The 17,709-nt window shown below is 56.9% G+C and carries 18 protein-coding genes and 1 tRNA gene; all 19 read left to right on the forward strand.

From position 1 onward, the window contains the following. Positions 1-117: 117 nt before the first annotated feature. The 19 genes from rplU (at position 118) to MWC30_RS01715 (ending at position 17,696) form a co-directional block, all read left to right on the forward strand. Entirely contained in the window at positions 118-435 is a 318-nt protein-coding gene (rplU, locus tag MWC30_RS01625; protein WP_244082404.1) for a 50S ribosomal protein L21, read from the forward strand. Between the two features lie 62 nt (positions 436-497). Beyond that, entirely contained in the window at positions 498-764 is a 267-nt protein-coding gene (rpmA, locus tag MWC30_RS01630) for a 50S ribosomal protein L27 (RefSeq protein WP_244082405.1), read from the forward strand. A gap of 451 nt (positions 765-1,215) precedes the next feature. After that, positions 1,216-2,277 (forward strand): GTPase ObgE, encoded by a 1,062-nt coding sequence (obgE, locus tag MWC30_RS01635; RefSeq protein WP_244082406.1) that lies wholly within the window; start codon positions 1,216-1,218, stop codon positions 2,275-2,277. Positions 2,278-2,280: 3 nt separating this feature from the next. Beyond that, positions 2,281-3,468: a glutamate 5-kinase gene (gene proB / locus MWC30_RS01640; RefSeq protein WP_244082407.1), complete on the forward strand. Its 1,188-nt coding sequence runs from the start codon at positions 2,281-2,283 to the stop codon at positions 3,466-3,468. Continuing rightward, positions 3,461-4,711: a glutamate-5-semialdehyde dehydrogenase gene (locus MWC30_RS01645; RefSeq protein WP_244082408.1), complete on the forward strand. Its 1,251-nt coding sequence runs from the start codon at positions 3,461-3,463 to the stop codon at positions 4,709-4,711. Before proB ends, MWC30_RS01645 begins: the two co-directional genes overlap by 8 nt. A 20-nt stretch (positions 4,712-4,731) precedes the next feature. Beyond that, entirely contained in the window at positions 4,732-5,403 is a 672-nt protein-coding gene (gene nadD, locus MWC30_RS01650; protein ID WP_244082409.1) for a nicotinate-nucleotide adenylyltransferase, read from the forward strand. An 18-nt stretch (positions 5,404-5,421) separates the two neighbouring features. Beyond that, on the forward strand, positions 5,422-5,847 hold the full coding sequence (gene rsfS, locus MWC30_RS01655) for a ribosome silencing factor (RefSeq protein ID WP_244082410.1): 426 nt from the start codon (positions 5,422-5,424) through the stop codon (positions 5,845-5,847). Positions 5,848-5,893: 46 nt separating this feature from the next. Further along, positions 5,894-7,324 carry a M48 family metallopeptidase gene (locus MWC30_RS01660; protein ID WP_244082411.1) on the forward strand — a complete coding sequence of 477 codons (1,431 nt, stop codon included), beginning with the start codon at positions 5,894-5,896 and terminating at the stop codon, positions 7,322-7,324. Between the two features lie 140 nt (positions 7,325-7,464). Beyond that, positions 7,465-8,880, forward strand: a complete 1,416-nt coding sequence (locus tag MWC30_RS01665; protein ID WP_244082412.1) for a thioredoxin domain-containing protein — start codon at positions 7,465-7,467, stop codon at positions 8,878-8,880. Between the two features lie 244 nt (positions 8,881-9,124). Next, complete coding sequence (serA, locus tag MWC30_RS01670; RefSeq protein ID WP_244082413.1) at positions 9,125-10,705, forward strand: phosphoglycerate dehydrogenase; 1,581 nt, start codon at positions 9,125-9,127, stop codon at positions 10,703-10,705. A gap of 22 nt (positions 10,706-10,727) precedes the next feature. Continuing rightward, the gene (locus tag MWC30_RS01675) at positions 10,728-11,162 is read left to right on the forward strand and encodes a DUF1844 domain-containing protein (protein WP_244082414.1); all 435 of its coding nucleotides are present in this window, start codon (positions 10,728-10,730) and stop codon (positions 11,160-11,162) included. Between the two features lie 21 nt (positions 11,163-11,183). Continuing rightward, positions 11,184-12,059, forward strand: a complete 876-nt coding sequence (gene ispE, locus MWC30_RS01680) for a 4-(cytidine 5'-diphospho)-2-C-methyl-D-erythritol kinase (RefSeq protein ID WP_244082415.1) — start codon at positions 11,184-11,186, stop codon at positions 12,057-12,059. Positions 12,060-12,070: 11 nt separating this feature from the next. Continuing rightward, positions 12,071-12,145: transfer RNA gene (locus tag MWC30_RS01685), tRNA-Gln, on the forward strand. A gap of 73 nt (positions 12,146-12,218) precedes the next feature. Then, a complete protein-coding gene (locus MWC30_RS01690) occupies positions 12,219-13,157 on the forward strand; it encodes a ribose-phosphate pyrophosphokinase (protein ID WP_244082416.1) in 939 nt (312 codons plus the stop codon). Positions 13,158-13,207: 50 nt separating this feature from the next. Next, entirely contained in the window at positions 13,208-13,804 is a 597-nt protein-coding gene (locus MWC30_RS01695; RefSeq protein ID WP_244082417.1) for a 50S ribosomal protein L25/general stress protein Ctc, read from the forward strand. Between the two features lie 57 nt (positions 13,805-13,861). After that, complete coding sequence (pth, locus tag MWC30_RS01700; RefSeq protein ID WP_244082418.1) at positions 13,862-14,470, forward strand: aminoacyl-tRNA hydrolase; 609 nt, start codon at positions 13,862-13,864, stop codon at positions 14,468-14,470. Positions 14,471-14,991: 521 nt separating this feature from the next. Beyond that, positions 14,992-15,471: a CarD family transcriptional regulator gene (locus MWC30_RS01705; RefSeq protein WP_244082419.1), complete on the forward strand. Its 480-nt coding sequence runs from the start codon at positions 14,992-14,994 to the stop codon at positions 15,469-15,471. A 253-nt stretch (positions 15,472-15,724) separates the two neighbouring features. Continuing rightward, positions 15,725-16,633: a PIN/TRAM domain-containing protein gene (locus MWC30_RS01710; RefSeq protein ID WP_244082420.1), complete on the forward strand. Its 909-nt coding sequence runs from the start codon at positions 15,725-15,727 to the stop codon at positions 16,631-16,633. 88 nt (positions 16,634-16,721) lie between these two features. Then, positions 16,722-17,696 (forward strand): RluA family pseudouridine synthase, encoded by a 975-nt coding sequence (locus MWC30_RS01715; RefSeq protein ID WP_244082421.1) that lies wholly within the window; start codon positions 16,722-16,724, stop codon positions 17,694-17,696. Positions 17,697-17,709 lie beyond the last annotated feature (13 nt).

Raw genomic sequence — 17,709 nt, forward strand, 5'->3', positions numbered from 1 at the left:
GTGTGGTTCCGCCATCCGCTTCGGGCGGCCGGAAGGCCGCTTTTTTTGTCGAGTTGATGGCAGGTACTGCCGGAAAACCGGAGCAGTGGTAGAGAGACAAGGTTGGAGGATATCCCCATGTATGCAATTTTCAAATCGGGTGGCAGGCAGTACGAAGCCACGCCCGGGGCGGTGCTCAAGCTGGAAAAGCTCCCTGGCGAAGTCGGCGAAAGTGTAACCCTGGATGAGGTCCTTTTGTTTTCCGACGGCGAGCAGGTTCAGGTGGGACAGCCTTTGGTGCGGAATGTGGCCATCCAGGCCCGCATTGTGGAGCAGGGGCGGCATCGCAAGATCGTCGTGTTCAAGTCCAAGCGCCGCAAGGATTATCAGAAAAAACAGGGGCACCGGCAGTATTTTACGGCGGTGCGGATTGACGGAATCGAAAAGCAGGCCTAGGCGTTTTGCAGATTCTCCTGCAGATGAGCTGCCGCTTTCAAGCGAAATGGAAGGAATAGACCATGGCACATAAAAAAGCGGGCGGAAGTTCCCGGAATGGCCGTGACAGCGCCGGCCAGCGGCGTGGTGTCAAACGGTTCGGAGGGGAGTTGGTTCGGGCCGGAAACATTCTGGTGCGGCAGGTGGGAACCCACTTTCACCCGGGCAAGAATGTCGGAATGGGCAGCGATTATACGATCTTCGCCCTGATCGACGGCGTGGTGACGTTCGAGTACAAGGACAAAACGCGCCAGAAGATCAGCGTTTATCCCGTTCCCGCTCAAGGATAACCCCTTTTCCCTTCCCGTAACTCTGGAGGCGGTCCGGCATAGATCCCCTGGAAGCAATAGATTTCAAGGTCGTGCTGTTCTTCTCCTTGAATCTTTTTCCTTCTCTTCCTGCCCGAAAAGGAAGAGAAGGAAAAAGGTCGGTATCCTTTTTCCCTCCCCAACCCGGAAGCCGGCGGCGCAGATCTGATTCCACAGCGTGGCGGTCTGACCATGGGCACAAAAACTTCTCGCAGCCCGACTGCAGATTCGCTACCAAGACCGTCCGAACCCTGTTCTGCCCGCATCAAGATCCCAGGCGCCAGGCAAGAAATAGAGGTCCGTCCTCCCCATCCCTCCGTCACGTCACATGCTACAGGCGGGTGGCGAAGGGTGGTCTTTGGCAGGATCCGCCTAGGGGCATGACGGTGGGCGTGCGTGCCGCTGGTTTCATATGAGAAGATGGTGATGCGTCATGAAATTTGTCGATGAAGTGAAAATTCGGCTCAAGGCTGGGAACGGGGGGCATGGGTGCGTGAGCTTCCGCCGTGAAAAATATGTCCCCAAAGGCGGTCCCGATGGGGGCGATGGAGGCCAGGGCGGGGATGTCGTCCTGGAAGCCACCGACAGGAAACATACACTTCTGGATTTTCGGTACCGGCATCTCTTTCAGGCCGGGTCCGGAAAGCACGGCTCGGGGCAGAACCGACACGGGAAGAGCGGTGAAGACCTTGTGCTGGAAGTGCCTCTCGGCACCGTGGTGAAGGAGGTGGACAGCGGGGAATCCCTGGCGGACCTGACGGAGCTGGGACAGCGCTGGGTCGCCGCTCGCGGCGGCCTGGGAGGGCGTGGGAATGCGCGATTCGCCTCTTCGACCCGGCAGGTGCCGCGATTTGCCCAGGAAGGGCAGGAAGGGGAAGAACGGGAGCTCATCCTGGAGCTCAAGCTCATTGCGGACGTGGGGCTCGTGGGGCTGCCCAATGCGGGCAAGTCTACATTGATCATGGCCATTTCGGCTGCACGGCCCAAAGTCGCGGACTATCCCTTCACCACCCTCGTTCCGAACCTGGGCGTCGTGCAGTACGGCGAGGCGCCGCCCTTTGTGGTGGCGGACATCCCCGGCCTCATCGAAGGCGCCCACCTGGGGGCGGGACTGGGGACCCGTTTTCTCCGCCACATCGAAAGGACGCGCATCCTGGTACATCTCGTGGACGTTTCGCAGCTCTCCGAAGCGGATCCCCTGCGGCCCTACCACGAAGTCGAAAATGAGCTCAACTGTTTTTCCCGGGACATCCTGAAAAAAGCGAAAATCATCGTTCTCAACAAGGTGGATATGGTTCCCGAGGCGGAAAAGCTCCAGAGGATCACGGAGGTCTACGCTGGATTGGGCTACCCGCTTTTTCTGATTTCCGCCCTCAGAAAAGACGGAGTCAAAGACCTGGTACGGCTTTTGACGCAGATGCTTTTCGAGGCCGGGGAGAGTGCATCGGGAAAAGGGGTCGAGGTGGCCTGGCGCCAGGGAAGGGGAGGAGAATAAAAGGTGACGTCGGATCTAACGGATCGAAAGGCGTTCTTCGGCAGCTGCCGGCGGCTGGTCATCAAAGTGGGAAGTGCGGTGCTGACCGGTCCCCAGGGTTTGAACCGGGTCATGGTGCACCGCCTCAGCGACCAGGTGGCGGAACTGCGGGAGAGAAACAAGGATCGGGAAATTGTTGTCGTCACTTCGGGTGCCGTCGCTTCAGGCGTGCGGAAAATAGGCCTCACGGAAAGGCCCCGCACCATTCCCCATAAACAGGCGACAGCCGCCGTGGGGCAGGGCGTGCTCATGGAGGCCTGGGAAGCGGCGTTTGACAAGTACGAGCTGCTGGTGGCCCAACTGCTCCTCACCAGTGAGGATCTGGCGCACCGCCACCGCTACCTGAACGCGCGCAACACCCTGGAAACCTTGCTGGATTGGGGAATATTGCCCATCATCAATGAAAATGATACGGTGGTTGTCGAAGAAATCAAGTTTGGAGACAACGATCAACTTTCCGCCATGATCGCAGGACTCATCGGTGCGGATTTGGTGATCAACCTGACGGACACTCAGGGCTTGTACGACTGCGACCCGCGCCTCAATGCTTCGGCGTCCCTCATCCCCGTGGTGTACCGGGTGGATGCGAAGGTGCTTGCCTGCGCCACGCCGCAGCCCGGTGCCGTGGGAACCGGGGGGATGTTGAGCAAGATCAACGCCGCCAGGAAATGCCTCGCTTCGGGCATTCCCATGGTCATCGCGCCGGGAAAAGAGCGTGACATTCTTTTGAGGCTTTTCGAAGGGGAGGAGCTGGGGACGCTCTTCCTCCCGCGCAAGCGCCTCTACCAGGGTAAGAAGCTCTGGCTTGCCAATCTGCCCAAACCCGCGGGGGACCTCATCCTGGATGACGGTGCGGTGCTGGCCCTGCAGAAGCGGGGCAAATCGCTCCTGCCCATCGGCGTTCGTGAAGTGCGGGGGACTTTTGGCGTGGGGGCGCCCGTGCGCTGCCTGGATACGGCGGGAACGGTCGTGGGCATCGGTCTGAGCAACTACAAGTCCGGAGAAATCCAGCAGATCAAGGGTCACCATACGGAAGAGATCGAGGCCATCATCGGCTACAGGCATTCGGATGAAGTCATTCACCGGAACAACTTTGTGCTTTTTGGAGAAGGCATGGAAGAAGAACCGATCGAGGGAGGAACCGATGCGTGAAGAAATCCTCTTGATGGGCAGGCGGGCGCGTGAATCCGCCCGGCAAATGGCGAATGTGAACAGCGATGTCAAGCGTCAGGTCCTGGAGCGCATGGCCGTGGCCCTGGAGAGAGAAAGCCGGGCTATCGCTTCCGCCAACGAAAAGGACATCCAGGCGGCCCTGGAAAAGGGGCTTTCCAAGCCCAAGGTGGACCGGCTGCGCTTGACTCCGAAGGTCGTCGATGAGATGATGACCGGTTTGCGTGAAGTGGCCCTGCTGCCCGATCCCGTGGGAGAAATCACGCGCATGTGGACTCGCCCCAACGGGTTGCGCGTGGGGCGGATGCGGATTCCCCTGGGAGTCATCGGCATCATTTACGAATCGAGGCCCAACGTGACCGTGGATGCCGCAGCCCTCTGCATCAAGGCCGGCAACGCCGTTTTTCTCCGGGGCGGGTCCGAAGCCTTTCATTCCAATCACTGCCTGGCAAAGATTCTCCAGACGGCGCTCCGTGAGACGGAGCTCCCCGAAACGGTGGTCCAACTGGTGGAAACGACGGACCGGGATGCTGTCCTGGACATGCTCAAATTGGAAGAGCACATCGACGTCATGATCCCCCGCGGGGGGGAAGATCTCATCCGCTTCGTGACGGAGCATGCCCACATGCCCGTTCTGAAGCACTACAAAGGGGTCTGCCATCTTTACGTCGATGCCTCGGCGAACCTGGAAATGGCCGAAGAGATCGCACTGAACGGAAAAGTGCAGCGCCCCAGCGCGTGCAATGCGCTGGAAACACTCCTGGTGCACCAGGAAATCGCCCCAGCGTTTCTCCCCCGCATGGCGGAATCTTTCCGAAAGGCCGGCGTCGAGCTTCGAGGGTGCCCGCGCACGCGAGAGATTCTTCCCGACGCCATCCCCGCCACGGAAGACGACTGGTATGCGGAATATCTGGATCTCATTTTAGCGGTTCGAGTGGTGGACAGCATGGATGAGGCCATCCGGCATATTGCAGCCTACGGCTCGGACCATACCGAAGCCATCATCACCGAAAACTTTGCGCGGGGACACCGGTTCCTGCAGGAAGTACAGTCTTCCCTGGTGCTGGTCAACGCGTCCACACGCTTCAATGACGGGCAGCAGCTGGGGCTCGGCGCTGAGATCGGGATTTCCACGTCCCGTCTGCACGCCTATGGCCCTATGGGCATCGAAGAGCTCACCACCACCAAATTCATCGCTCTCGGGAACGGACAGGTGCGAAGCTGACGAAGAGGACAGGGGAGGCGATGCCTCAACGCGTGGGGATACTGGGGGGAACCTTCGATCCCGTACACATCGGGCACCTCAGGGCGGCGGAGGAAACGGCGGAGGCATTGGGCCTGGAGACGCTTCTTTTCATTCCGGCCGCCGACCCCCCCCACAAGACGGGAAAGAGGGTGCAGCCGTACCTGCATCGGCGGCGCATGTTGGAGCTGTCCCTGGAGGGGCATCCCTTCTTTCGGATCTCGGACATCGAGCAGCAGATGCAGGGCAAATCCTATTCCGTCCTGACTTTGCGCAAATTGCGCCGGGAAGTCCTTCCGGATGCGCAGCTTTACTTCCTGGTGGGCCTCGACGCTTTCCTGGAGCTGAACACCTGGTGGCACTACCGGGAGCTCTTCCAGCTGGCCCACTTGGCGGTGCTGCGCAGACCCGGCTACGATGAGCGTCGGATGGCTGATTTTTTGACGCAGAACGTGTCGTCTTTGTACGTTGGGGACGCCTGTCATGCCCGGTTTGACCATCCTGAGCTCTGTTCCGTTCACTACCTCCACAACACTCACCTGGAAATTTCTTCAACCCGTATCCGGAGGCTCTTTCAGGATGGGCGGTCCATCCGGTATCTGGTTCTCCCCGGGGTGATGGGTTATATTCAAGCCAATCAATTATATTGTTCAGAAAGAACGATCTTTTCATGAGGAGAGGAAGCAAAGTCTATGCTGGAAGCGGAAACGGAGGGGCAGGTAAAGCCGGCCAGGGAAAGCCTGAAAAAGTCGGGGAAGGAGATGAGCGCCAGGGAGAAAGCCCTGCTGTGTGCTCGGGTGGGCGCGGAGTACAAGGCGCTCGATCTGGTCGTCCTGGAAGTGTCCCCGTTCACGTCGTTTGCAGATTACTTCATCATTGCCAGCGGAAAATCGAGCCGGCAGGTTCAGGGAATTGCCGACAATCTGGAAAAAAATCTTCGAGAACACGGGATCAAGCCGCTGGGTGTGGAAGGACGGGGGGAAGGGCAGTGGGTTTTGATGGATTACGGGGACGTGATCCTGCATATTTTTTACGAGCCCATTCGTCATTTCTATGACCTGGAGAGTCTTTGGTCCGAAGCGGCAAGAATTCCCTGGGAGCAGGACCTGCAATCCTGAGGGGACGAACGAAGGAATGTGTATGTGTTTTCTCCGGTGCTTTTCGATGCGGTGGCGTCGCTGGATAGCCGTGGCAACCCTGGCTTCTTTCTGCTGGGCGGTGGGAGGGCTGGCTCCCGGTCGCAGCTGGGCTCTCAGTCTCTCCGAGGAAAAAGAGCTTGGAGAAAAGCTCCTGGAAAAGATCCGGGAGGTGCTGCCCCTGGTGGAGGACGGGGAAATCTTTACGTATGTCCAGGCCGTAGGGAATCGCATCGTCAAGCAAATGGGGACGACCTCCTACGACTACAAATTTTTCGTGGTGGATCAGCCGGTTCCCAATGCCTTTGCCATTCCGGGAGGGAATATCTTCATTTACCGGGGCATCATGGAGCTGATGAGCTCCGAAGGCGAATTGGCCAGTATTCTTGCTCATGAGCTGGCGCATATCGAGGCCCGCCACATTTACCGGCGCATCGAAGACAGTCGTATGGTCAATGTGGCGGCCATTGCCGGTATGCTGGCGGGGATCCTGCTCGGGGGGGGAGAGGCCGCACAGGCTGTCGTCATGGGGAGCCTGGCCGGGGCCAAGAGCTTTGAGCTCAAATACAGCCGGGACAATGAAACAGAGGCCGATCAGCTGGGATTCCGATATTTTTGCGCGGCGGGGTATCCTCCCGAGGATATGGCAAGCATCATGCAAAAGATGGCCCAGGGGAGCTGGCGCAGCGGCGGCTCCAGGATACCGTCTTATCTGTCCACCCACCCTGCCTTGGGGGAGCGTGTACAGTATCTGAATGAACTTGCGGCGCAGCAGCGGAAAAAGATGGGGAAAAAGGGGACTCCCACGATCAATACAGGTGATTTTCCCGTCATGCAGGCGGCTCTCGTCGCCCAATACGGCGACCCACGGGCCGCGCAGGCCCGCTTTCAGGAAGGGGTACAAAAAGGGGATACGGCGGCGCTCTACGGAATGGGCACACTCCATCTGCGGCAGGGGAACGTCAAGGAGGCCCTCCCGCTTCTTCAGCAGGCTGCACGCGGGAATTCGGCCAATCCCTTCATCCTCAGCACTCTCGGATCGGCCTATATCCGGGCCGGGCAGCCCCTGGAGGCGCGGAAAGTCCTCGAGTCGGCGCTGCTGCTGGAACCTTCGGCCTTTATCGCTCATTTCCGGCTGGCTCTGGTCTTGCAAGATCTGGGAGAGAAGGATCTGGCCCTGGAGCACCTGCAGCAAATCAGCGATATGGCTCCCATATTTCCGGAAATCGATTATCGCCTGGGGGTGCTCCTGGGGCAGATGAATCGCCTGGGACCCGCGCACCTTCACCTGGGGCGCTATTACGAACGGAAGCAGGATTGGAGCCTGGCATTGTTTCATTACGAAAAGGCGAGAGCGCTGTTGCGGGAATCGCCCGACAAGATGCAGGATCTCGATAAGACCTTGAAGGAAGTGGAAAAGAAAAAGAAGGAAGCTCAGTGGAGGAATGTTCGAAAATGATTCGGTATGAGCTCTTTTGGGAGATGCAGACGCGCTGCCCGCAGGCTCCATGTGGTTCGCTCTGTTCTTTTTCGATTTTTTGATATCGTTTTGGGAGGCAGGATACTGAGACCATGCTGAGTGAAACGTCGAGATTCAGAATGTTTTGGATTCTTGGTCTGCTGGGCCTTTTCATCTCTTTGCTGGCCGGTCTGGCCGGGTATTTTCCCTGGCTCCAGTCGCTGTGCACCGGCTTTGGCGGAGGCTGCAAAGAAACGGTGGAGGTGTCTCTGCTCTATCTGCCCCTGTGGGTGTGGGGGGCGGGATTCTATCTAGTGCTGACGCTGTCGGCCCTGCGCTTCAGAGGATGGCTCCCCTGGGTGCTTGCCGCCGGGATCGGCGTGGAAATCGCCCTCGTCTGGTTCATGATTTCCTTGAAGATGCTTTGCATCATTTGCGTGGGCAATTTTCTCGTTCTGGTGCTCCTATTTATCGTGGCCGCATCGACGCTGCAGTTCTGGCAGACAGTCTCCATCGTGCAGATCTTTTTTATCGCCGGCTTTTTTATCCTTTCCCATGAAAACAAAGGGATGGGGTCTCATGGATCCCCGGCCGAGAATGGGCTTCGCGTGGTGGCGCGCATCGGGGAGGAAGTCATCACGCGCCAGGAACTGGAAGGGCCCTTGAACGCCAGGATTTTTCCCATGGAACAGGAAGTCTATCGCTTGAAGCGAGAGCGCCTCGATGAACTGATCCGGGAAAAACTGCTGGAGAAGGCCGCACAGGAGCAGGGTGTTCCGCCGGAGAAATTTATCGAGGCCAACGTTTTGAACAAACCCATCGAGGTGAGTGACGAGGAAATCGAGGGATACCAGCAGGAAAACGCGGAACGGCTGAAGTCCTGGAGGGGATCGCCGGAGGAGCTCAGAGGGCGGATCAAGGGCTATCTGGAGCAGCTCAAAAAGATTCAGCAGGTCAAAGAATATGCAAGGACTCTGGAGCCCAGGTACGGTGTGACGGTGCTTCTCGAGGAGCCGAAACCGGTCCTCACCCAGGTGGACCTGGAGGGAAGCCCCTCCCTGGGGCCGGATGACGCAAAGATCCTGGTGGTGGAATATTCCGATTATCAGTGCTCGGCCTGCCGGAGCAGCCATGGGGTCGTCCGACAGATCCGGGAGGCTTTCGCCGGCAAGATTCGTTGGGTTTTTAAAGACCTGCCCCTGAAAATGCACAAGGATGCCAAGAAGGCGGCTCAAGCGGCGCACTGTGCGGCAGAACAAAACAAATTCTGGGAATATCAGGATATTTTATACACTACTCCCGATGGACTTGGGCAGGAGCAGTTGGAGAAAGCTGCGGTGCAGGTGGGGCTGGCCCCCGAAGCCTTCCGACAGTGCCTTGAAAGCGGCAGGCATGCCGAGGCCATAGAACGGGAGGTCGCGGAGGCGAAAAAGGTGGGCATCGAGAGTACGCCGTCCTTCATCATCAATGGCAAGATCATTGTGGGGGGGCCCAGTTTCGAGGGGTTCAAGCAGTACATCGAGGAAGAACTGAAAGCCGTTCAGGCGGGGTCCTGATGGTTCCGAAGGGTTTGGCAGGGCATGTGCTGAAGGCTCTGCGTGGGGTGGCATCAAAAATACTGAGCATTGTTCTACGTTTGAGTGTCTGAGCCGTGGTTTTAGCTCTTGACGACTGATTCCCTGTGGTGCTAGCGTAACCGTTTCAGTGTTTCAAATTTCCTGAGATGTTCGAATCTTTTTTTAAAATCAAATAGGTTACGGAGAAATTTTAGCCAATTTCATAGGGGGTCAGGAGGAATAGATGAAAGTTTTGGTCAGTGACAATCTGGCGGACTCGGGTGTCGAAAAACTGATGAACATTCCTGAGTTCGAAGTGGAAGTGAATACCAGCCTCACCACGGAGGAATTTCGCCAGATCATCAAGGAATATGACGCACTGGTCATTCGGAGCGCCACGAAGGTGACCGCCGACGTGATCGAGGCGGCCGACCATTTGAAGGTGATCGCGCGGGCCGGGATAGGCCTTGACAATGTGGACATCGAGGCCGCCAGCAAGCGGGGCATCGTGGTCATGAATACCCCCGAAGGGAACGTGATCACCACGGCCGAGCACACCATCGCCATGATGCTGTCCCTGAGCCGCAACATTCCCCAGGCGACGCGGTCCCTCAAAGAGGGGAAGTGGGAAAAGAAGCGCTTCAGAGGCAGGGAGGTTTTCAACAAGGCCCTGGGAATCATCGGTGTGGGGCGCATCGGGCGTGTCGTGGCCGATCGCGCCAAGGGGCTCAAGATGAACGTGATCGCCTACGATCCCTACATCAGCAAGGAAGTCATCGATAGAATGGGGATCGAAGGGGTGCAGCTGGATGAGCTCTTTGCCCGTGCAGACTATATCACCGTGCATACCCCCATGACGCAGGAAACCCGAAACATCATCAATGCCGACGCCTTCGCCAAAATGAAGAAGGGGGTTTACATCCTGAACTGCGCCCGGGGCGGGATCGTCAACGAGGCAGACCTGCTCAAGGCCATCGAATCCGGGATTGTGGCGGGAGCGGCCATGGATGTGTTTGTCGTGGAACCTCCCAAAGACAACCCGTTGCTTGCCCTGGATCAGGTGATCGCTACGCCGCATTTGGGGGCTTCGACGGATGAAGCGCAGGAAAACGTGGCCATCGCGGTGGCCGACCAGGTGATCGACTACCTGTTGCGCGGTACCATTCGCAATGCCGTCAATGCTCCCAACATCGACGGCGCTGTGCTGGCCCGCCTGCGTCCTTACCTGACGCTTGCCGAAAAACTGGGGAGTATGGTGGCCCAGATTACGGGTGGCGCCATACAGGAAATTTCCATAGAATATGTGGGCGAGGTCACCAAGGAAGATACCCAGCCGCTCACCATATCGATTCTCAAAGGTCTGCTGACCCCCATCCTCGGCGATATGGTCAACTTTGTGAATGTGCCCGTCATTGTCAAGGAGCGCAACATCAAGGTGACCGAATCCATGCGGAAGGAAGCGGAAGATTTTACGACTCTCATCAGCCTCTCGGTGAAGACGTCCGAGGAGCAGAACGTCGTTTCCGGGACAATCTTCGGCAAAAAGGATCCGCGCATTGTCAGGATCAATGATTTCCGCCTGGAAGCCGCCATGGAAGGCAATGTCTGCGTCATCTACAATATCGACACTCCGGGGACGATCGGGGCCATCGGTACCTGTCTGGGACGGCACAGGATCAACATTTCCATGATGGATGTCGGGCAGGTCCTGGAACGGGGCCAGAATATCATTTTCCTCCAGACCGATATCCCTGTTCCCAAAGAGGTTGTGCAAGAGCTGCTGGCCATGGACAACGTCAATGTGGTGCAGACCGTTAAACTCTGATGCGTGGGGAAGGAGGGCAAATATGGCAGAGAAAGAAGAAGACAAAGGTTTTGTCGTGAAAGATCGCCGAACGTTTTCTCTGGATGAGGCTGAGGCCGTTCAGGAGCCCTCTGGAGAAAGGGCGGAGGCCCCGAAGGATGCCGAGGAAGAGAAGGCGAAGGCTGAGTTCCGGGAGGCTTCGCGCAGGGACGAGCAGGCCCGTCCTCCCCTCCCTGAAGTGTCGCTGTCGACTTTTGTGTTTTCTCTCAGCTCTTCGGCCCTGGTTCACCTGGGTGAGATCCCGGAGCCGGATACCCAGAGAGTGCACGTGGATCTGCCCATGGCCAAACAGATCATCGACACCCTGGGGATGTTGCAGGAAAAGACCCGGGGAAACCTGGATGCGGACGAGGACCATCTCCTGAAGACGGTGCTCTACGATCTAAGATTACGGTATGTTCAGAAGAGCAATCGGTAAGACGGGGGCAGAGGACATGAGGTGGGGCGGTTGAATCTTTCCATCGATGTTCCTGGCAAAATCAACCTTTGGCTCGAAGTGCTGCGGAGGCGGCCCGATGGCTACCATGAGCTCTCCAGCCTCATGCTGCCCATCAGCGTGTATGACCGGCTGGAAATCAGTCTGCAGAGCCATTCAGGGATCGAGCTGGAGTGTGACCATCCCGACGTACCGTCCGACGCGGGCAACCTGGCCTGGAAGGCTGCCGAATCCTGGATCCGAGCCACAGGGTGGAAAGGAGGGGTGCATCTCCACCTGTCCAAATCCATCCCCGTGGGGGCAGGGCTGGGAGGGGGCAGTGCGGATGCCGCGGCAGTTTTGAAAGGCATGAACCGACTGATGGAGGATCGCCTCCCCAAGGAAAGGCTCTACCAACTGGCCGGGGAGCTGGGAGCGGATGTTCCGTTCTTCCTGGACGGGCGTCCGGCACTGGCGACGGGGATTGGCGAAAGGCTGCGGGATGTGGAAGGTGTTCCTCCCTACCCCCTGGTGCTCCTCAAGCCTTCTGTTTCCGTTTCTACCCGCTGGGTGTACCAAAGTTTAAAGTTGACAAGAGGGGAAAGCCACATTAAACTCGCGTCGTTTTTGACTCTCCCCTGGCGGCTGCAAGAAGTCATGATCAATGATCTCGAAACCGTGACCTTAAACGCATATCCCGTACTGGTGGACATGAAGGCGTGGCTGCTCCGTCAGGGAGCGCTGGGAGCCCTCATGAGCGGCAGCGGGCCGACGGTTTTTGGGGTCTTCTCCGAAATGGAGGCGGCCCGGAGAGTGTCGGAACTGGCTGAAAGGGAATGGGAAGGCTGTTATTGTGCTGCCGCGGAAGTATTGAGCCATTCCGCGGTCTGTGAAAAATAGTATTGAGCTCTTGGGGCGTCGCCAAGCGGTAAGGCACGGGTCTTTGGCACCCGCACTCGGAGGTTCGAATCCTCCCGCCCCAGCCAGTGCACTCGGCACTGTGGACCCGGAAGGCGTACGGCGTCTGCCTGCCGCGGGAAGGATGAGATCGGGTGGTGCATGCAAAGCCGGCTTGTGATTCTTTCGGGCAATTCCAACCCCGATCTCGCTCGCAAAGTCTGTTCAAATCTTGGAGTGCAGCCGGCTCAGGCGCTGATCGGCCGCTTCAGTGACGGCGAAGTGCGTGTCGAGATTCAGGACAATGTCAGGGGGAAAGACGTTTACGTCGTCCAGTCGACGTCGCCGCCTGTCAATGAGAATCTCGTCGAACTGCTGGTGATGCTGGACGCCCTGAAAAGGGCTTCGCCGCGGTGCATCAATGCGGTGATTCCTTATTATGCTTACGGGCGCAAGGACAAAAAAGACAAACCGCGGGTCTCCATCACAGCAAGGATGGTGGCGGACCTGCTGACGGTCGCCGGCGCCGCGCGGGTCATTACCGTCAATCTCCATGCGGATCAGATCCAGGGGTTTTTCGATATACCCGTGGATCATTTGTTTGGAGAGAGAGCGCTTCTGGAAGACGTCAAGAAAAGTATGCGGGGAGATGAAGTCGTTGTTGCCCCCGATGCGGGTGGGGTGGCTCGAGCCCGAGCCTTTGCCAGTCGTCTCAACGCCGATCTGGCCATTTTGGATAGCAGGGATAAGAATCAGGCCCGTCGTTCGTTCATTGTCGGAGACGTGAAGGGGCGCCGGGTGATCATCCTGGATGATATGGTGGATACGGGGCGGACATTGCTCCGTACAGTCGAAGGCGCTGCAGCGGCCGGGGCTGCTTCCATCGTCGCCTACTGCGTCCACCCGGTCTTGTCCGGTGGGGCTGTGGAGCGGCTGGAGTCTTCTCCGCTTGAAGCGCTTACGGTGATGGATACGGTTCCTCTCTCCCGGAAGGTTTTGGCGTGGGGCAGGATACGAACGGTGAGTATCGCGCCGATACTCGCTGAGGCGATTCGCAGGGTGCATTTGGAGGAATCGGTGAGTTCCCTTTTTCATGGGTAATGAGCACACGGGTTGCGTGTGCTTTCTCATTTTTAGGAGGCGAATGTGTCATGGATGTAGAACTGGTCAGTCAGTTGAGAAGTGAAACAGGCAAGGGTGCTGCACGCAGGCTGCGCAGTCAACAGATGGTTCCGGCGATTGTGTACGGTCCAAAGATGGAGAGTGTTTCTGTGGCAGTTTCTTCCAAGCGAATGGAAAAATTGTTGCGGGACATGGGGGAAGAGAGCAGACTGTTGAGTCTTTCCATCGAAGGCGATGGCGAGCCCCGCACAAAGCAGGTGCTCATTCGGGAGATTCAGGTCCATCCATCGCGCCGCCGGTTTCTTCATGTAGATTTTTATGAAGTGCCCATGGATCATCCCATCGTCGTGGTGGTTCCCGTCGAGCTGGTGGGGGAATCGGTCGGGGTGAAGAAGGGCGGAACAGTGGATCTCGTGCGCCGTACGGTGTCGGTGCGCTGTCTTCCGGGTGAAATTCCTGAAAAGATCGAAGTGGACATCAAGAAGTTGGATCTCGGTGGAGCCATTCATGTGGGCGATCTGGCGAAGATGGTTCCCTATGAGCTGGTGGACGACAAGCACCTCTCCATCGTGAACATCCTTGCTCCTGAGGGCGCAGCCAAGGAGGAAGAAGTAAAGAAGAAATAGCGGAGGCTTCTCCTCGTGCCATGAATTTCCAGGGAGCGTTCGGAATACGGATGATCAATGTGTAGTCAGACCGATGGCGAGGAGCGCATCGCTGTCGTGGCAGGGTTGGGGAATCCCGGGAAGCAGTACCAGTTGACACGCCACAATGTGGGGTTTCATGTGGTCGATCTGCTGGCCCGGGAAGCTCGTATGGAATGGAGGGGAGGGAGGTTTCGAGCCCTTTGGGGGGTCGCGGGGATCGAAGGGCACAACGTCCTGCTTTTCAAACCCCAGACCTTCATGAACTTGAGCGGTGAAGCCGTCGTGGGAATGCTCCGGCATTTTGAGTATTCCAGCAGACAGGTTCTGGTCGTCCACGATGACCTCGATCTCCCGTGCGGGCGCATTCGGCTGGTCCGGAAAGGGGGTGCGGGCGGGCATCGCGGAGTTTCCTCCCTCATTCAACATTTGGAACAGAGCGACTTTCCACGATTGAAGCTTGGCATAGGGAGGCCGTTGCACGGGGAGCCCATCGAGTCCTTCGTCCTCCAACCCCCCTATCCCGAAGATGAGGAAATTTTCCAGCATATGGTGAAGCTGGGCGCCGAGGCCGTGAGAACAGTCCTGCGCTCAGGTCTTGGGGAAGCCATGAATCGCTGCAATCGGCGTGAACCGACTTCAGGCTGAGCCTCTTTGGAAAGTTTTCGTTCCCTTTCATGAAGGTTCTGATGCGCGTCGTGTCACCTTCCACTGAAGCCTCCACAGGGTACTTGGCAATGCTGTTTCTCTGAAAAGCCCATCAGGAGGCTTTCATCCTTCGCTGTGGGCGAAAGCCCATGAGGGGTGACTCAACCTAACTTCCGTCATTCCGGCGAAAGCGGAATCCAGGAAAATAAAGACGTTTCGGACCCCGGTTTTCATCGGGGTGGCGCTGAGTCAACAGCAATAAACCGACTGGCTTTCAGTCGTAGCGGGGCTTCAGGGGGGCGAGACCGCCGATTCCTTGTTTGCCTGCCTCATTTTCGGCCGGATTCAACCGGTAATCTCCATTTAATATTAATAAAGCTTATCCTTTCTCGATCTTACCCCTCTTGCATCTCTTTATTCTTCGCTTAGGTCTTTGCACGTCCTTAGACTGGTGATAGAATTAAAATCGTTTGAAATCTTTTAGAGATAAGCCTTGAATGACCGAGAGCACGGAGGAAGTGATGTTTAAGCTTGGTGATTTAGCTGTTTATCCTGCTCATGGTGTGGGGAGAATCGAGTCCATTGAAACGAAGAGCATTGGTGGGAAGAAACAGGACTTTTATATCATGCGCATATTGGAAAATGACATGAAGATCCTGATCCCCATACACAATGCGGAGGCTGTGGGCCTGAGAGAATTGCTGGATACCAGTGATATTTCAAGAGTGTATGAAATCCTCAAATCCAGAGAGGTCTCGGTCAATGGCGGAACCTGGAATCGACGCTACCGTGAGTACATGGAAAAGATCAAGACCGGGTCCATTTATGAACTGGCCGAGGTGCTTCGCGACCTGACAGTTCTCAAAGGGGATAAGGAGCTGTCTTTCGGCGAAAGAAAAATGCTGGATACTGCCAGGACCCTTCTCTTGAAAGAGCTCTCCATTGTCCAGGACATTCCCGAGGAAGAGGTGGAACGGGAAATCTTCGAAATACTGAAGTGATTTGTGCATGTGAACCCTTGATCCTCCAGGCTGCAGATCTAACCTTCCGGCAGGGCAGTCTCGTTGCTGAATCGTTGTTCCGTAAAAGTGTTATAGACCAGATAGAAAGGGGGTGATACGATTGAGATGGGCTTGGCTCGTACTGAAAGTGCTGCTGTTTATCATCTGCAGCGCGGGGGGGTATTTTATTGCCGATCAATTAGAAGGTTTAAAGCATTTCTCCTGGGCTCCCTGGGCGCCGTGGGTCGGCTTGATGGTTGGTATTCTTTTCGCATTATTGGCATTATCCGTTGAGAAAATCATCAAACATCTTCCTCTGAAAATTCTTTTTGGTGGAACCATCGGCCTGATGCTGGGACTGTTCGTGGCAAAACTCATCGGCTTTGGCCTGACAGGACTGCAGAACAATACGATCAGTGTTTCCATTTATATCGTTTTAACATGTATTTTCGGCTACATCGGAATGGTGCTCGGCACTATCAAGATTGAAGAAATACGGATGCCCAACTGGTCCTGGCCCATGCGCGGAACATCCAGAAGCAGTCATTACATTCAAATCCTGGACACGAGCGTCATCATCGATGGTCGGATTGCGGATATCGTGGAAACGGGCTTCCTGGGAGGGGTCCTGGTGATTCCGGAATTTGTCCTTCAGGAACTGCAGCATATTGCCGACAGCCCCGATCCGACACGCCGTGTTCGCGGCAGGCGGGGATTGGACATCATCAAAAGGCTTCAGCAGGAAAATATGGTGGAGATCCGCATTGATCGGCAGGATTTTGAGAACCTGAGCGAGGTGGATGCAAAACTGGTGGCTCTGGCCCTGCGCCTGAACGCCAAGATCGTCACCAATGACTACAACCTCTCCAAGGTGGCGGAGGTTCAGGGAATCCGGATCTTGAACATCAACCAGCTGGCGAGTGCGCTGAAACCGGTGGTTTTGCCCGGTGAAATCCTTCGACTGCAGATCCTCAAAGAGGGCAAAGAGCACGGACAGGGAATCGCCTATTTGGAAGACGGGACCATGGTCGTGGTGGAAAATGCCAGCAGGCATCTTGGCAAGGAAGTGGACGTCTCTGTCACCAGTATCCTGCAAACCACTGCGGGCCGTCTGATCTTTACGACCCTCAAGGATGGAGACCATTCCCGGCAGCAGCATTGAAGGATGCCGCCGCTCCAGCCTCTGGATGGATGTTCATGGCCTCCATCGCCATCAGCTGCCAGGTTTTGGTTCAATAAGGTTTTTTTCAGTGAGTACAGCAGGTCGTGAGGCATTGCCCGATCCGGATCTCTCCTGCACGTTCAGAGGGGAGCCCCAGCGCCTGGACCTCTATCTGAGTCTTCAGAGCCAGGACCATTCCCGCAGCCAATTCAAAAAGCTCATTCAAGAGGGCTCCGTTTTGGTGAACGGGGTTTCGGTAAAAGCGAGCTATGAACTGCGCTACGGTGATAAAATTTCCGTCTGGTTGCCGGCTCCAGGGTCCGAGGAACGGCTGACACCCGAGCCCATGCCCCTGGAAGTGCTTTACGAAGATGAAGACATCATCGTCGTCAACAAGGCGCCAGGGGTTGTGGTGCACCCTGGGGCCGGCCATGAAACCGGGACGCTTGTCCACGGCCTCCTGGCCCATTGCGCACACCTGGCCATGCAGGGGGGGCCCCTGAGGCCGGGCATCGTCCATCGCCTCGATCAGGATACGTCCGGGGCTCTTGTGGCTGCCAAGAGCGAGCGGGCTTACCTCAATCTCATTCAGCAATTCAAAGACCACACCGTCCAAAAAGAATATCTGGCTTTGGTGTATGGACAGGTGCTTCCGGTGGAGGGTGAAATCCGGACACAGCTGGACAGGCACCCCGTCGATCGAAAGAAGATGGCGGTTTCACGGATAAAAGGGCGCGAGGCCATTTCCCGCTGGAAGGTGGAAAAGGCATGGGAGGAACTGACCCTCGTGCGCGTTGCCATCGAAACCGGCCGGACCCATCAGATTCGAGTGCATTTCAGTCACATGGGCCATCCCATCGTTGGGGACGAGACATACGGAGGGGGCAGAAGGCGGGCGCGCTCCGTGAAATGCCAAAGTGTGCAGTCGATACTGCTGAACGTGGAGCGCCAGATGCTGCACGCCCGGCGCCTGGCTTTCCATCACCCCATCACCCAGGCGGCGTTAAGCTTTGATGCTCCGATCCCTTCAGATTTCTCTCAACTCCTTGCGCAGCTGGCATGAGCATATCCCGGAA

The sequence above is a fragment of the Desulforhabdus sp. TSK genome (assembly GCF_022836495.1).
GTDB lineage: Bacteria > Desulfobacterota > Syntrophobacteria > Syntrophobacterales > Syntrophobacteraceae > Desulforhabdus.

Bases quoted from the DNA above. Each gene is read 5' to 3' on its own strand.
- MWC30_RS01695 (WP_244082417.1), top strand. From the start codon at position 13,208: ATGGATGTAGAACTGGTCAGTCAGTTGAGAAGTGAAACAGGCAAGGGT.
- rplU (WP_244082404.1), top strand. From the start codon at position 118: ATGTATGCAATTTTCAAATCGGGTGGCAGGCAGTACGAAGCCACGCCC.
- pth (WP_244082418.1), top strand. From the start codon at position 13,862: ATGTGTAGTCAGACCGATGGCGAGGAGCGCATCGCTGTCGTGGCAGGG.
- obgE (WP_244082406.1), top strand. From the start codon at position 1,216: ATGAAATTTGTCGATGAAGTGAAAATTCGGCTCAAGGCTGGGAACGGG.
- MWC30_RS01665 (WP_244082412.1), top strand. From the start codon at position 7,465: ATGTTTTGGATTCTTGGTCTGCTGGGCCTTTTCATCTCTTTGCTGGCC.
- serA (WP_244082413.1), top strand. From the start codon at position 9,125: ATGAAAGTTTTGGTCAGTGACAATCTGGCGGACTCGGGTGTCGAAAAA.
- MWC30_RS01660 (WP_244082411.1), top strand. From the start codon at position 5,894: ATGCGGTGGCGTCGCTGGATAGCCGTGGCAACCCTGGCTTCTTTCTGC.
- rpmA (WP_244082405.1), top strand. From the start codon at position 498: ATGGCACATAAAAAAGCGGGCGGAAGTTCCCGGAATGGCCGTGACAGC.
- MWC30_RS01705 (WP_244082419.1), top strand. From the start codon at position 14,992: ATGTTTAAGCTTGGTGATTTAGCTGTTTATCCTGCTCATGGTGTGGGG.
- MWC30_RS01690 (WP_244082416.1), top strand. From the start codon at position 12,219: ATGCAAAGCCGGCTTGTGATTCTTTCGGGCAATTCCAACCCCGATCTC.
- rsfS (WP_244082410.1), top strand. From the start codon at position 5,422: ATGCTGGAAGCGGAAACGGAGGGGCAGGTAAAGCCGGCCAGGGAAAGC.
- nadD (WP_244082409.1), top strand. From the start codon at position 4,732: ATGCCTCAACGCGTGGGGATACTGGGGGGAACCTTCGATCCCGTACAC.
- MWC30_RS01675 (WP_244082414.1), top strand. From the start codon at position 10,728: ATGGCAGAGAAAGAAGAAGACAAAGGTTTTGTCGTGAAAGATCGCCGA.
- MWC30_RS01710 (WP_244082420.1), top strand. From the start codon at position 15,725: ATGGTTGGTATTCTTTTCGCATTATTGGCATTATCCGTTGAGAAAATC.
- MWC30_RS01645 (WP_244082408.1), top strand. From the start codon at position 3,461: ATGCGTGAAGAAATCCTCTTGATGGGCAGGCGGGCGCGTGAATCCGCC.